This window comes from Nocardioides panzhihuensis, assembly GCF_013408335.1.
GTDB classification, from domain to species: domain Bacteria; phylum Actinomycetota; class Actinomycetes; order Propionibacteriales; family Nocardioidaceae; genus Nocardioides; species Nocardioides panzhihuensis.
In genome coordinates this window covers 5,225,364-5,240,247 of sequence record NZ_JACBZR010000001.1, presented here as the reverse complement: position 1 = coordinate 5,240,247, position 14,884 = coordinate 5,225,364, and the positions used below count along the sequence as shown (strand labels likewise).

Annotated in this window: 11 protein-coding genes; 7 read left to right on the top strand and 4 right to left on the bottom strand. The window is 67.8% G+C overall.

Features of this window, described 5'->3' with window-relative positions; all coding sequences use genetic code 11:
* Positions 1 to 7: 7 nt before the first annotated feature.
* The gene (locus BJ988_RS24870; RefSeq protein WP_179660530.1) at positions 8 to 1,024 is read right to left on the bottom strand and encodes an aldo/keto reductase; all 1,017 of its coding nucleotides are present in this window, start codon (positions 1,022 to 1,024) and stop codon (positions 8 to 10) included.
* A 100-nt stretch (positions 1,025 to 1,124) separates the two neighbouring features.
* On the opposite strand from BJ988_RS24870, the gene BJ988_RS24865 reads away from it, so the two are divergent.
* The 7 genes from BJ988_RS24865 (at position 1,125) to BJ988_RS24835 (ending at position 11,003) form a co-directional block, all read left to right on the top strand.
* Positions 1,125 to 1,979 (top strand): MmyB family transcriptional regulator, encoded by an 855-nt coding sequence (locus tag BJ988_RS24865; protein ID WP_179660529.1) that lies wholly within the window; start codon positions 1,125 to 1,127, stop codon positions 1,977 to 1,979.
* A 529-nt stretch (positions 1,980 to 2,508) separates the two neighbouring features.
* On the top strand, positions 2,509 to 3,663 hold the full coding sequence (locus BJ988_RS24860) for a DUF222 domain-containing protein (RefSeq protein WP_179660528.1): 1,155 nt from the start codon (positions 2,509 to 2,511) through the stop codon (positions 3,661 to 3,663).
* Between the two features lie 214 nt (positions 3,664 to 3,877).
* Positions 3,878 to 4,963, top strand: a complete 1,086-nt coding sequence (locus tag BJ988_RS24855) for an IS110 family RNA-guided transposase (protein WP_179656809.1) — start codon at positions 3,878 to 3,880, stop codon at positions 4,961 to 4,963.
* Between the two features lie 481 nt (positions 4,964 to 5,444).
* Positions 5,445 to 6,788, top strand: a complete 1,344-nt coding sequence (locus BJ988_RS24850) for an FAD-dependent oxidoreductase (protein ID WP_179660527.1) — start codon at positions 5,445 to 5,447, stop codon at positions 6,786 to 6,788.
* A gap of 906 nt (positions 6,789 to 7,694) precedes the next feature.
* Positions 7,695 to 9,116, top strand: coding sequence for a hypothetical protein (locus tag BJ988_RS24845; RefSeq protein ID WP_179660526.1), 1,422 nt, complete (start codon positions 7,695 to 7,697; stop codon positions 9,114 to 9,116).
* Positions 9,117 to 9,167: 51 nt separating this feature from the next.
* Entirely contained in the window at positions 9,168 to 9,929 is a 762-nt protein-coding gene (locus BJ988_RS24840; RefSeq protein WP_179660525.1) for a Clp protease N-terminal domain-containing protein, read from the top strand.
* A gap of 84 nt (positions 9,930 to 10,013) precedes the next feature.
* On the top strand, positions 10,014 to 11,003 hold the full coding sequence (locus BJ988_RS24835) for a hypothetical protein (protein ID WP_179660524.1): 990 nt from the start codon (positions 10,014 to 10,016) through the stop codon (positions 11,001 to 11,003).
* A gap of 58 nt (positions 11,004 to 11,061) precedes the next feature.
* On the opposite strand, the gene BJ988_RS24830 is transcribed toward BJ988_RS24835, so the two are convergent.
* From BJ988_RS24830 to BJ988_RS24820, 3 genes are read right to left on the bottom strand one after another with little or no spacing between them, the layout of a single operon-like run.
* Complete coding sequence (locus BJ988_RS24830) at positions 11,062 to 11,955, bottom strand: dioxygenase family protein (RefSeq protein WP_179660523.1); 894 nt, start codon at positions 11,953 to 11,955, stop codon at positions 11,062 to 11,064.
* On the bottom strand, positions 11,955 to 13,007 hold the full coding sequence (locus tag BJ988_RS24825) for a maleylacetate reductase (RefSeq protein WP_179660522.1): 1,053 nt from the start codon (positions 13,005 to 13,007) through the stop codon (positions 11,955 to 11,957). The genes BJ988_RS24830 and BJ988_RS24825 overlap by 1 nt, the downstream gene beginning before the upstream one ends.
* 25 nt (positions 13,008 to 13,032) lie before the next feature.
* Positions 13,033 to 14,823 (bottom strand): FAD-dependent oxidoreductase, encoded by a 1,791-nt coding sequence (locus BJ988_RS24820; RefSeq protein ID WP_179660521.1) that lies wholly within the window; start codon positions 14,821 to 14,823, stop codon positions 13,033 to 13,035.
* Positions 14,824 to 14,884 lie beyond the last annotated feature (61 nt).

Genomic DNA, 14,884 nt, shown 5'->3' with positions numbered 1-14,884 from the left:
CAGCCCGTCAGCCTGCGACCGGTCGCTCGCTGTCGAGCTGGTCCATGAACTGGGTCGGATAACGATCGCCGCGGGCGGAACCCACAGGGACGGCGGCGTCGATACGGGCGATATCGGCGTCGTCGAGCACGACTGCGTTCGCGTCGATCATGGAGCCGACCTGGCTCACCCGGCGCGATCCGATGACGGGCACGATGTGCTCGCCGCGGGCGGCGACCCAGGCGATCGCGAGCTGCGCCAGGGTGATGCCCTTGTCCGCGGCGATCTCCTCCAGGGTGGTGAGCAGCGCGCGGTTGTGGTCGAGGTTGTCGCCCTGGAAGCGCGGCATGAGGGCGAGGGAGCCGCCCAGGGCACCGCTGCCGCCGATCAGGCCGCGGCCGAGGACGCTGTAGGCGGTGATGCCGATGCCCACCTCGCGGCAGGTGTCCAGGATGCCGTTGGTCTCGATCCCTCTGCTGAGCAGGGAATACTCGATCTGCAGGTCGCTGATCGGGGCCACCGCGACGGCGCGGCGGATCGTGTCGGCGCCGACCTCGCTCAGCCCGACGTGGCGTACGTAGCCCGCCTCCACCAGCTCCTGGACGGCGCCCACGGTCTCCTCGATCGGCACCTGCGGGTCCACGCGCGCGGGGCGGTAGATGTCGACGTGATCGGTGCCGAGACGCTGGAGGGAGTAAGTCAGGAAGGACTTGACCGCCTCGGGACGGCCGTCGAAGCCCGCCGGCATCCCGACCGGGGTCAGCAGCGCACCGAACTTCACCGAGAGCACCACGTCGTCGCGGTTGCGCTCGCGCAGCGCCCGGGCGATCAGCATCTCGTTGTGTCCGGCGCCGTAGAAGTCGCCGGTGTCGATGAGAGTGCCGCCGGCGTCGAGGTAGGCGTGGATGACGCGTACGCCCTCCTCGTCGTCGACCGCGCCGTAGACACCGGAGAGGCTCATCCCGCCGAGGGCGGGGAAGGTGACCGTGGGACCGTTCTTGCCGAGCTGTCGGCTGCTGCTGAACTTGATGTTGTGGGTCGTCATGCCTTCAGCCTGCGGCGCTCGGTAGGGCCTCGGAAGGCACAACACATCCGGGGACAGGCCGTCCCTGGATAACCAGCCACGGCAGACGGAGGATGGGCGCGTGACCGATCGCAGCGAGCTCGCCGACTTCCTTCGCCGCCGCCGGGAGCTGCTCCGCCCCTCCGACGTCGGCCTTCCGGATGGTCTGCGGCGGCGTACTCCTGGGCTTCGTCGGGAGGAGATCGCCTCGCTCGCCGGGGTCTCGACCGACCATTACACGCGGCTGGAGCAGGCGCGTGGGTCGGCCCCGTCGGAGTCGGTGCTCTCCGCGATCGCGCGGGCGCTGCAGTGCGATCTCGATGAGCGCGACCACCTCTTCTACCTCGCCGGGATGACGCCGCCCGCGCGGCGGGCCGGCAACTACGTACGTCCCGGCCTGATCGCGCTCGCCCGACGACTGACCGACATCCCTGTCGTGATCTGCACCGACACCGGCGAGCTCGCCTGGCTCAACCCGCTCGCCACGGCGCTGCTGCCGCCGCTGCCCGACAGGCCCGGCCGGGGACGCAACCTGATGTGGCGGTGGTTCACCGAGCCCGACCTTCGGCCCGCGCCGACTGAGGATTGGGACCGGATGTCGGCCGGTCACGTGATGGATCTTCGGGCGACGTACGCCCGACGGGCGGGCGATCCCGACATCACCTCCTTGGTGCATGACCTCCTCGAGGTGAGCGAGGAGTTCCGCCGGCTGTGGGAGCGCCACGAGGTGGCTGTGCGGCGTGCCGATGTGAAGACGTTCGTCCACCCCGAGGTCGGCGCGGTCGCCGTACGCTGCGAGGTCCTGCTCACCGAGGAGGCCGACGTGAAGCTGCTCGCCTACTTTCCGCTCGAGGGCACCGACGCCGCGGAGAAGCTCGAGCTCCTCCGCGTCATCGGCACCCAGCAGCTCGCTCCCGTGGACTCGTCACCTGGCTGAGCGGGTTGAGATCGGCCAGGTGGGTTGGATCTCGTGTTTCGGTGGGCTTGTCGAGACTTCGCTGGTCGAGCTTGTCGAAACCCTCGCCCCGCTGGTCGAGCCGCCGGAGCCGCTAGGCGGAGGCGTGTCGAGACCAACACAGCTCCCTGCCGGAAGGTCCCACCCGAAGGCCGGACAGGGCCGCCGACCCGGCTTCGAGGGTCTTCTCGACCTGCCCCGGAGTCAAGGACGGCCTTCGGCCGCCGGCTCCGCCGGTCGCCTTCGGCGATCCTGGACACCGGACCATGTCGAGAAAGGATTTGGCTGGCTATCGGGGCGGCGGCCCGGGTGTGGCGCAGCGGAATCTTGCTTCGAAACGGCGCTGATCGTGGGTGACAGGGTGGCCCTACGGGCCGCTTAGCATGCACAGGTTGACGCCGTTCGCTCACCGCGAAAACCTTGCTTGACCTGCATAAATAGGTGTTCAGAAAGGCTGGTTTGGAGTAGAATCGGAGGCAGTACGACACGCCTTTGAAGGGAGGTGACAGCGATGAGTATCGACCACTGGGGCACCAGCCCTGGAGACCTCGTCTCGTCGGCTCTTGCTGCCATCGAAACCTCCCTCGAACAGCTCCTCGCGACGGACCCGACCTACTGGCGGACCAGTCAGAAGAAAGACTTCCTGGCCCGAGTGGAGAAGCTCCAAGCCCAACAAGCCGCATTGACGCTGCGGGTGCTGGCAGGCTCAGGTGACATCGCTGCAGAGACCGGCGACAAGGACGCTTCGGCGTGGATGCGTGCCGAGCTGCTGGTCGACAAAGGCGCGGCGCGGTCGCAGATCAAGCTCGCCCGTGCGGTGGCGAAGTATGAGTTGGTCGCTGCCGGCCTCGCTGAAGGTGTTGTCTCTCAGGACAAGGCTCGGGTGATCACCGAGACACTCGACAAGATCGAGGCCGACCCGGTCACCACTGGCGAGGACCTGGTCTTGGCTGAGAAGCTGCTGGTCGACTACGCCACCCAGGCCACCGCCAAAGAACTCCAGAACGCCGGCAAACGGGTCCTGACTGCGATCGACCCCGACCGGTTCGAAGAAGCCGAAGCCAAAGCACTCCTGGCTGAGGAGGAACGTGCCCAGCAGAAGACCGCGCTCCGGGTGTGGGACAACCACGACGGGACCGTCGGCTTCGACGGTGTTCTCCCGACATCGATCGGAATGCGGTTCAAGAAGCAGGTCGAAGCTTGGGCCCAGCCCCGTAAGCAGCAACTAGTCGACAAAGGCTCTCCGCTCCCGCCGTGGGAGCGGATGATGGGACAAGGGTTCGCGCGGCTGATCGAGACCATCGACCCCAGTTCGCTGCCCCGCCACGGTGGTGACGCGACCGTGGTCAACGTCGTGATCTCCCTGGAGGAGCTCCGCAAAGAGCTCGGCACCGCCACGTTGGGCTACGACGAGACCAACGGGACCACCATCACTGCAGCAGAAGCTCGTCGGATGGCGTGCAACGCCACCATCATCCCGTGGGTGTTGGGCGGTGACAGTGAGGTCCTGGATATGGGCCGGACCAGCAGGGTCTTCGTACCGATCCAACGCAAAGCACTCCGGTTGCAGCAGAAGTGCTGCCAGGCCGAAGGCTGTGACATGCCACCGGAATGGTGCGATGCCCATAGAGAGGATGTCGGTGCGTCATCTCGTGTGGCGGCCTGACTCTGAGCGCTCATTGACGGCGCGAGCATGAAGCGCGCCTGTCCTGAAATGGATTGGTCGACCGTTGCACGAGGTGGCGTGCTGTCAGACCACCGGCACGCTGGGCGTGACTTGATAGGAGCCTGCTAGGAACACGCCCATCTCTGTGTTGTCCGCCCTGGCGATGCCGGTGGTCTGTCCATCCACCCGACGAGGAGAGGACGGCATCACCAGCATGACGAATCGAAGCGAGGATCGCGAGGTGATCGGCGGCGTCGATACCCACGGCGCCACTCACCACTGCGCTGCGCTCGACGCGCGAACAGGGAAGTTGCTGGGCGACAGCGAGTTCCCAGCAACTGCGAAGGGCTACGCCCAAGCCCTCAAGTGGCTGCAGCGGTACGGGAGGGTCGAAGCGGTCGGGGTCGAGGGAACCGGGTCTTACGGAGCAGGGCTCACCCGGTACCTCACCAGCCGCGACGTGGTCGTCATCGAGGTCGTCCGCGCGAACCGTCAGGCCCGGTATCTGCAGGGCAAGTCGGACCCTCTAGACGCGATCAATGCTGCGCGCGCCGTGCTGGCCGGCATGGCCACCACGGTCCCCAAGACACGCAACGGGAACGTAGAAGCGATCCGAATGATCCAAACCACCAGGCGCAGCGCCTCGAAAGCACGCAAGGCCGCGATCAACCAGATGCACGGCCTGATCTACTCCGCTCCCGAACCACTGCGCGAACAGCTGCGAGGGCTCAACCGCGCCGCACTGGTTGCCCGCTGCTTACGCCTGCGACCAACGACCTCAACCCAGTCCGGGGAGCTGACAGTCATCGCCAAGACGATGCTGCGCCGACTCGCACGGCGCGTTCAAGCTCTCGATGAAGAGATCGAGGAAGCCAACCAGCAACTCACAGAACTCGTTCAACACGCAGCGCCCGCCCTGCTCCAGGTCTTCGGCGCCGGACCTGAAGCAGCTGCGCAACTCCTGACCACCGCAGGAGAGAACCGCGACAGGATCTCAACCGAGGCCTCACTCGCACGCCTCTGCGGTGTCGCCCCGATCCCAGCCAGCAGCGGCAACACAACCCGGCATCGACTCCACCGCGGCGGCGACCGGAGAGCCAACTCCGCGATTCACATGATCATCATCAACCGGCTCCGATGGCACGAACCCACCAAGGCCTACGTCACCCGCCGCACCGCCGAAGGAAAGACCAAAAGCGAGATCATCCGATGCCTCAAGCGCGCGGCCGTCCGCGAGCTCTACCGCGCTCTCCTGACAGACCTCAACAAACCAGCCGCAGAGCACGAACCCGCCGCTTGACATGCATAGGAGCATCCATCTAGATCCATGGGCCGCAGGCGGACGAACGGACCTGAAGGACGGGGTCCTGTTGTGTCCCCATCATCACCGCCTGGCGCACAACCCTGCCTATGTTCACGAGCGGTTGCCCGACGGCACCGTCCGGTTCACTCGCCGCCCCTAAACCGGCAGCGTGAGACCACCCGCCAACGCCCCGCCTGTGCGGGTAGACCCATGCTCCACGAGTCGCCCGCCGGGTCAGGCGGCCTTGTGATCGATTCACAAGGTGTCGTCGGCGGCGAACAGCCCAGCAAAACCAGCAACGCGACGCGCCGTACGTGTCGGAGATCACGTCCTCTTACCCGCTCCAAACGAGAACACGTTCTAGAATTGAGCGTGAAACCCGCGTACGCCACGCAACCACCTGGTGGAACGGATTCGGAGGGTTGCACGACCCCCTTTAGGCTTGCCTTAGTACATCCACGGAAGGTTGAACTCCCTTATGCGTGACATCCGCGTTGCGATCGTCGGTGCTGGCCCGGCCGGCATCTACGCTGCCGACATCCTCACGAAGGAGCACCCTGGTGCGCGCGTCGACGTCATCGAGCGCCTGCCTGCTCCCTACGGCCTGGTTCGTTACGGCGTGGCTCCAGACCACCCGCGAATCAAGGAGATCATCAAGGCGCTGAAGCGCGTCCTGAACCAGGACAGCATTCGGTTCATCGGCAACGTCGACTTCGGCACCGACCTCAAGCTCGACGACCTGCGTCGGTACTACGACGCCGTCATCTTCGCCACCGGCGCGATGGCCGACCGCGAGCTCGACATCCCGGGGATGAACCTGCCCCAGTCCTACGGTGCGGCCGACTTCGTCAGCTGGTACGCCGGACACCCCGACGTGGCGCGGGAATGGCCGCTCGACGCGGAGGAGGTCGCCGTTCTCGGCGCCGGTAACGTCGCGCTCGACGTCGCCCGCATGCTGGCCAAGCCTGCCGACGAGCAGCTGGTCACCGAGGTCTCCGACAACGTCTACCAGGGCCTGAAGAACAACCCGGCCAAGACGATCCACGTCTTCGCCCGCCGCGGCCCGGCGCACATCAAGTTCAGCCCGATGGAGCTGCGCGAGCTCTCCCACTCCCCGTCGGTCGAGGTGGTCGTCAACGAGGAGGGCTTCGAGATCGACGAGGCCGGCGAGAAGGCGATCCAGAGCCACAAGGCGACCAAGCTCGTGGCCGACATCCTCCTGAAGTACATGGATGCGCCCGTCGGCGAGAAGCCCCACAAGATCGTCATCCACATGATGCAGAACCCCGTCGAGGTCGTCGGCGAGGACGGCCGCGTGGTCGCGCTGCGCAGCGAGAAGACCGAGTACAACGGCGACGGCACCGTCTCCGGCACCGGCGAGTTCACCGACACTCCGGTCCAGGCCGTCTACCGCGCCGTCGGCTACCTCTCCGAGGCGCTCCCCGATGTGCCCTTCGACAGCGAGAACGGCGTCATCCCCAACGCCGGCGGCCGGGTCCTCGACCTCAACGGCGACCACATCGACGGCACGTACGTCACCGGGTGGGTCAAGCGCGGACCGGTCGGCCTCATCGGCCACACCAAGTCCGACGCCAAGGAGACCATCGACAACCTCCTCCAGGACCTCGACAAGCTCACGCCGCCCGAGCACGGCACGACCGCGGCGGTCCTCGAGCACCTGTCCGGCAAGGGCGTCGAGTTCACCACCATCGAGGGCTGGGAGAAGCTCGACAACCACGAGCGCTCCCTCGGCGAGGCCCAAGGCCGCGAGCGGATCAAGGTCGTCCCGCGCGACGAGATGATCCAGATCTCCAACCACTGACACACGTCGTACGCAGAGGGTCGGCCACCAGCGCGGTGGCTGGCCCTCTGCCGTCTGGCGGGCATTCACAATCGCAGGACGCGGTCGATCTGCATCCGCTAGGCTCCGCGACGCCTGTTCGATCTTGCGCCGACCCCGGGGTGGCGCTCTTCCCCGCGAGGTCCCATTTACATGTCGCGCACAGTCGCGAGGCTGCTCGCCGGCGCAGTGCTGATCGCATCTGTCGTCGTTCCCGCTACCGTCGCAACGCCCTCTGCCCAGGCAGCGTGCCGTCCGGTGTTGACCTCGTTTACCGTCGCCAGAACGACCTTGACCGGTGGACAGTCGACGACGGCGACGATCAAGCTCAGCTGCCGGGTCTCGACACGGCAGAAGGTTCGCCTCGCTGCGACTACGGGCATCAAGGTGCCTGACTACGTGTACGTCGCCAGGGGCACGAGCACACGGAAGGTGACCGTCAGAACCAGCCCAACGATCAAACGAGTGGCTGGCACGGTCAAGGCGACGTACCGACTCCGTGTCATCAGACGGAGCCTTACGCGGACCATCACGCCCTGTTATCCGACGGCCGTTCCGTCTTCGGTCTCGATCCCCGAATACGTCCATGCCGGCGGCTCGACCACGGGCACCGTCACGCTCGATTGTTACGCCAAGACGTCGCTCGGGGTGAGCCTCACCTCGAGCAGCTCGGGCGTCACGGTGCCGGCGACGATCACGGTCCCAGCGGGGAAGCGCACTGCGTCGTTCAAACTGGCTACAAAACTCCCAGCGACCGGCTCGCGGGCGGCCTACAACGCGACGATCAGAGCTACACGCGGCTCGAAGACAGTCTCGCGAGCGTTCCAGGTCCGCCCGGGACTCCGCACAGTCTCGGCCGCACAGGCGGCGGACAGCAACGCGGTCGAAGTGACCGTCGGACTCAGCGGACCAGCGACGACGGAGACCGTGGTCTCACTGATCGCCGCGACGGACTACATCGACGGAGCTCCCGTCCAGAGCAACTCGCTGAGCCTGCCTTCCAAGGTGACCATTCCGGCCGGGCGGTCGTCCTTGGTCGTCGCCGCGCAGGCGAGCGTCTTGAGCTACGACGAGCAGGTGAGCGTCAAGGCGTCCTTCGCCGGACGGACGGTTTCGACCCAGCTGACCACGGCGCGCGCATTCCGGGCAGGCGACAGCTACACGGTCCACGAACCGACACTGGCACCCAGTGGCACCGACGGCGAGGTGCGCGGCGAGCTCCGCGTGACCCTGGACCATCCCGCCGGCCCCGACGGCGCGACCGTCGAGTTCCGAGGCCAGCGCTCGTACCTTTCCGCCGGATCCATGACCGCCCGCGTTGCTGTCTACGCGAACCCCTACCCAGCAGACTCGCTGATCAGCGGAACGCTTGTGATCGAGAACGGATCGTCGTCGGGCATCCTCATCCGCCAGGACGCGTCCTACGCCGTCCACCCCGCCCTGTCGGAACTGCGGGTGCCAATCCCGGTGATCACCGGGCGACCGGCGACAGCAACGGTGAAGCTGGTCGGACCCTCAGCGCAGAGCGAGACGATCCATCTCACCGGGGCCGGAGTGGCCGTGCCCGCGACGGTCACCGTGCCCGCCGGAGCGACCAGCGCCGCCTTCCAGATCGACGGCATCGGTGCCGGGACAGGCAGCGTCCGAGCAGAGCTTCGAGGCGCGACGACGTCGACCTCGGTCACGGTTGGCGCAGCCATCCCCGACGAATGCCGACCGCAGGCCATCGACGTGTCCGAGGACGCCTACGTCACGAACGACTTCTACGACCCTCTCGCCTACCAGACCAAGGTCACACTTGGCTGCGTCGCACCGACGAACCTCCTCATCCCGTTGCACTCCTCGAACTCATACGCGCTGACCACCCCGAGATTTGTCGAAGTGACCAAGGGGTCGACCACCGGAACGTTCGCGCTGGAAGCCATCGGAGGAGGGGCCTGTTACTACTTCAGGTGCATCGATGAACTGGCCGTCGAGATCCAGGCTGGACCCATCGGTCTCAGCACCTCGCGAACGATCGCCGTGAAACCTGGACTCTGGTCGTTCTTCTACCCGAGAAACGCGACGACGGGCCAGCATGACCTGGAGGTCTGGATGACCGGCCGGGCATCGGCCGGCACCATTGTCAACATCGCCACAGACCGGCCTGACGTCCTCGCGTTCCCAGCGTCAGTCGAGGTCCCTGCCGGGTCCCGGTTCATCACCGTTCCTGCAGTCAGCGGCGACCCGAGCGCTGCAGGCACGACCGTGCGCATCACCGTCTCGATCGGCCGAGGGAGCCAGACGCACGAAGTCGTCCTCAGCAACTAGGCCCGTCAACCAAAGGTTGACGGCACACGGTCGTCAACCTACTGTTGACGCATGACGACTCCCCGCGACGCAGACCCTGCCCTCAAGGCCGTACGCCTCGACACCCTGATCGACTCGATCAAGAAGGCTCGGCCCGAGCCCCTGGACCAGCTGGCCGACGCGATGGTGGTCGGCGAGCACCTGGGCGAGGTGGCCGACCACCTGATCGGGCACTTCGTGGACCAGGCTCGCCGCTCCGGCGCCTCCTGGACCGAGATCGGGACCCGGATGGGGGTGACGAAGCAGGCGGCACAGAAGAAGTTCGTCCCCAAGGCCGGCGACAAGCCGATCGACCCGAACGCCGGGTTCGCGAAGTTCACGCCGCGCGCCCGGACCGTGGTGGTGGCTGCCCAAGGGGAGGCACGGAAGGCGGCGAACGCGGAGACCGGCGTACCTCACCTCGTTCTCGGGCTGCTCTCCGAGCCGGAGGGCGTGGCGGGCCATGCGATCAAGGCCCAGGGCGTGAGCCTCGACGCCATCCGGGAGGTGGCGACTGCCGCCACCCCGGAGCCTTACGGCGAGGTCGGCGAGATGCTGCCGTTCACGGCAGATGCCAAGAAGGTGCTCGAGCTGACCTTCCGCGAGGCCCTGCGGCTCGAGCACTCCTACGTCGGCACCGAGCACATCCTGCTCGCTCTCCTCGAGCACGAGGACGGTGCCGGGATCCTCCACGAGGCCGGCGTCGACAAGGAGGCTACCGAGCAGAGCATCGCCTCGATCCTCGACTCGCTCCAGGTCGACTTCGCCTCGGCCGACAGCGACGCCCAGGAGTAGCCCGGGCCAGGACGGGCTACCTGATCTGAGGGACCGCCGCTACGTGTCGACGGCACGTACCGGCGGTCCCGATACGTTCCGAAGATGTCCCGCTGCTTCGCTCGACTCGTCCTCGGCATCGTCTTGGCCGTCGCGGTCCTCAACGTGCCTGCCGCGGTGACGGCACCGTCGGCGGAGGCGGCCTGTCGGCCGGCGCTCAAGTCGCTGACGCTCGCCAGGAGCACGGCGGCCGGGGGCACCTCGACCACCGCCACGATCCGGCTCACCTGCCGGACTCCCAGGCGCGCCAAGGTGCAGCTCTGGGCCAGTGCGGGCATCCGGGTCCCGGCGTACGTCTATGTCACCGGCGGCCGGAGCACGCGCGTCTTCACCGTCCGAACCTCACCCACGACGGTCCGTAGCAGCGGCAGGGTCAAGGCGGTCTACCGGCAGGTGGTACGCCGCGCGACGCTCGTCCGCACGGCGACCCCCTGCTACCCGACGCCGGTGCCCACCGCGGTGGCGTTGCCGGTCTACGTCCACGCCGGCCAGAGGGCCACCGGGACGGTAACGCTCGACTGCGTCGCCCGAACCTCGCTGGCCGTGAGCGTCACCTCGAGCTCGTCCTCGGTCACGGTTCCGAGCACGCTCACCGTTCAGGCCGGGCGGCGTACGGCATCGTTCACGGCAGTCACGAAAGGGCCGGCGGTCGGAACGCTGCCCGCGTTCAACGTGACCGTCCGGGCGACCCGGAACCGGAAGAGCGCCGCCCGGACGATGCAGGTCCGGCCGGAGATCCGACCCTTCCGGGCCGGAGATCGGTTCACGGTCAACGAGCCCATCCTGACCCCTGACGGATCGGACGGCTGGGTGCGCGGAACCCTCCGGATCACCCTCGACCATCCGGCACCGCCGGGAGGGCTCGACGTGAACGGCCTGACCGTTCCCGAGGGCGCGACCTGGACCGAGACGACGATCTATCACCACCCGTATCCGCCGGACTCCCGGGTGACCGATCACCTCACCATCGCCGACTCCGCCGGCAACGTCCTGCTCCACGAGGACTTCACCTACATCGTCCATCCGGCGCCCTGACGCGTACGGGCTACACCCCTGTGTCCGAACGCGCCAGGGACGACTGCGTGTGGTTCGGCTAGACCCCGCTGGGCGCGAGGACGATGTCGAACCGCACCTCCGACCAGGTGCCGTCGACGACCCGTCCGTCCGGCGTCGGCGTCCCGGCGGCCTGCCGCTCGAACTTCTTGATCAGCGACTCCTTGACCCCGAAGACGGTGTCCTTCCAGCCGATCGGATCGCCCTCGGGGAAGATGTGGGTGACCAGCGTGCGGCAGCCCTCGTGGGTGACCATGAAGTGGAGGTGCGAGGCCCGCAGCGGCGAGCGCCCGACCGCGGCCAGCATCTTGCCGACAGGACCGTCGTCGGGGATCGGGTACGGCGTGGGCGTCAGCCCCCAGAACCGGTAGCCGCCCTCGGCGTCGGTGAACAGGTGCGCCCGAGCCGCCCGCGCGCCCGCATCGCGCTGGACGTCGTAGAGCCCGTCCTCGTCCGCCTCCCAGACCTCGATCTTCGCGCCGACCAGCGGCTCTCCGTCCGTCGAGGTGACCGTCCCGGTGACCCAGCACGGCTCGCCCGGGGCCCCGAAGGCCATGTCCCCGCCCGGCTCGATCGCCGGGGAGTCCTCCACGAAGAACGGCCCGAAGACGGTGGCCTCGGTCGCGTCGGCGTACGCCTGGTTGTTGATGTTGATCGTCTGCATCGAGGCGCCGAGGGTGTCGGAGAGGAGGATGAACTCCTGGCGTACGTCGTCGGTGATGTGGCCGGCGGCCGTCAGGAACGCGATGGCCGCGCTCCACTCGTCCTCGGTGAGGCGTACGTCGCGGATGAAGGCGTGCAGGTGACGCGTCAGCGAGCCCATGACCTCCTTCAGGCGCGGGTCCTCGCAGGCGTCGAAGGACGCGACGACGGTGTCGACCAGGGTCTGCTCGACCGTCTGCTGCTCCGGCGATACCTCACGTACGTCGCTCATCAGCTCTCCTCTCCCGCCCACGCCGCGGTCAGCAGCGCGGTCAGGTTCTCCTCGGTGACCGGGGTCGGGTTGTTGTCGGGGATCGCGGCCATGATCGGCCCGACCGCCTTGGCGATGCCGTTCTCGGGCATGCCGTAGTCCGCGAGCGCCTTCGGCGCGGACAGTGTCGTACGCAGCGCCGCCAGCCCCGCCACGGCGGTCGGTGCCCCGAACGCGGAAGCCATCCGCGCCTCCGCCTCGGGAGCGGACGGCGCGTTGAAGGCGAGCACGTGCGGGAGCACGACCGCGTGGGTCTGGGCGTGCGGCAGGTTGAACATCCCGCCGAGCACGTGGCAGATCTTGTGGTGCATCCCAGACCCGGCCGACGTGAAGGACACCGCCGCGAGATAGGCGCCGTAGAGGGTCTGCTCGATCCCCTCGATGCTCTCCGAGTCGGACCTGACCAGCGGCAACCCCGCGGCGAGCCCCCGGATCCCTTCGGCGGCGAACACCTGGTCGATGGGATCGACCCGCGGGCCCCACATGGCGTCGACGCAGTGTGCCAGCGCGTTGAGCCCGCTGGCGACGGTCATCTCGCCCGGCAGCGTGGTCAGCAAGGCAGCGTCGTAGACGACCGATCGTGGCAGGACGCGGGCGTCGATGCCGGTCGTCTTGGTCTCGCCCGAGGTCAGACCCCAGACGTTGGTCGCCTCGGACCCGGCGTACGTCGTCGGGACCGCCACGATCCACAGCCCCGTGGTGAGCGCGACGGCCTTGGCGAGCCCGGTGGTCGAGCCACCGCCGACGCACACCAGCGCGTCGACGGCGGACTCGGCCGCCCGCTCACGAGCCCGCTCGGCGACCTCGACCGGCACGTGCATCACGACCTCGTCGTGACGCAGCGCGACCGGGACCTCGGCGGTCACCCGGGCGGCGAGCTCGGCCTCGCGCTCGCCGGCGATGACCATCACCCGCCGCGCCCCGAGCTCCTCGATCTCTGCTGCCACCGCAGCGGGCGCCTCGCCGGTGGCGAAGCGGACCCGCTGTGGCAGCGACTCATGTGTGAACTTCATCGAATCCCCCACTCGACCGGAACGATCAGGCCTTGCCCAGCAAGGTCGCGACCGCCGAACCCAGCGCGGCGGCAGGGTCCTCGGGAAGCGACATGGCGCGCCAGGCGATGTGCTTGTCGGGGCGGACCAGGATGGCGCCCGACTCCTCGACCTCCCGGAGCTTGGCCCAGTCGAAGTAGAGGTCGGTGACCGGACGGCCCGGCCCGATCACGACCGCCTGGAGCGGGATCCCGAACCGGGACCTCGTCTCGGCCACCGCGTCCTCCCACGCCTCGCCCGCGACGCCGGTGATCAGCGTCCACTGCGTGTAGGGAGCGAGGTCGAGCATCGCCTGCTTCTCGACGTTGTCACCGACCCAGGCGTGCGGGAGGTGAGCACCCGGCGAGGTCGACATCCGGTGGTAGAGGTCCTCGTCGTCGGTCGGCGCGGGCCGGGTGCCGTCGGAGACGATCGCGTTGGACTCGTAGAACTGGCCGAGCTCGACGCCGTGGGCGTTGAACTCGTAGTTCTTGCGCTCCATCGCGGTGACCAGCACAGCGCGCTTGGCCGCGCCCTCGGGCGTGTTGGCCTTCCGCTCCTCGATCGCCTTGGCCATCTCCTCGCCCTCGAGGCCGACGACGCCGAGCGCCTCGAAGAGCTCGCCGAACTCGCGGGCGGACTGGTTGGCGCGGGTGACGATGCGCTTCGCGACCGGGGTGCGCTCGGTCGAGTAGGAGTCCAGGAGCGCCGGCTCCGCGTAACCCTGCAGGACCGCGGCGAGCTTCCAGGCCAGGTTGTAGGAGTCCTGGATGGAGGTGTTGGAGCCGAGGCCGTTCGACGGCGGGTGCCGGTGGATGGCGTCGCCGGCGCAGAAGACGCGGCCCTTCTGGGCGTGGGTCGCGTACATCTCGTTGACGCCCCACAGCGAGTAGCCGGTCACGTCCGGCTCCAGGTCGGGCATCCCGAGCAGGTCGCGGATGACCTTGACCGCGTACTCCTCGGTCAGCTCGGGCGGCGGCTGGTTGATGTCGTAGCCCCACACGATCAGCCACTCGTCCCAGGGGCGGATCATCCGGACCAGGCCGGTGCCGATGCCACCGACGTTCGAGCCCGGCTGGATGACCCAGTAGAGGACCGACGGGCGGTGGTCGACCAGCTCGGAGAGGTCGGCCTTGAAGGTGATGTTCATCGAGCCGGCGATGTCCATCGCGCCCTCGAGCGGGAGGTCGATGTCGGCGCCGACCTGGGTTCGGGCACCGTCCGCGCCGATGAGGAACTTCGAGCGGATCCTGTACTCGTGGCCGGTCAGCCGGTCGCGGGCGATCGTGGTGACGCCCTCGTCGTCCTGGGTGTGGCTCAGGTATTCGGTGGAGAACCGCGTCTGAGTGCCGCGCTCGGTCGCGTTGCGGACCAGGATCGGCTCGAGGTACGTCTGCGGGATGTCGACGGTCAGGCACGGCGACGCGAGCTGGTAGTCGGCCTCGCGGTCGGGGCGGGTGCCCCAGGTGCGGATCCGGCCGATCTCCTCGCCTGCGATGCTGGTGCAGAAGACGGTGTCGCCGACGAGCTCGTGCGGCGTCGCGTCGGCCAGCACCTGCTCCTCGATGCCCAGGTCGCGGAAGATCTCCATCGCGCGCTGGTTGGTGATGTGTGCCCGCGGGGTGTTCGCGGTCCAGCGGTACTTCGTGATCATGATGTTGTCGACACCGAGCTCGCTCAGGAAGAGCGCGGCGGACGCACCGGCCGGGCCGGATCCCACGACGAGGACGTCGGTGGTCACCACGTCCTCGGTCTCGGGGACCTCGGTCTCTTGCTGACCGTCGTCGAAGACTGGCATTTCCTCACCTTTCCGAGACCGCGGCGGGGTGTGGGAACGCAGTCTCAGGAGCGAGTCTTAC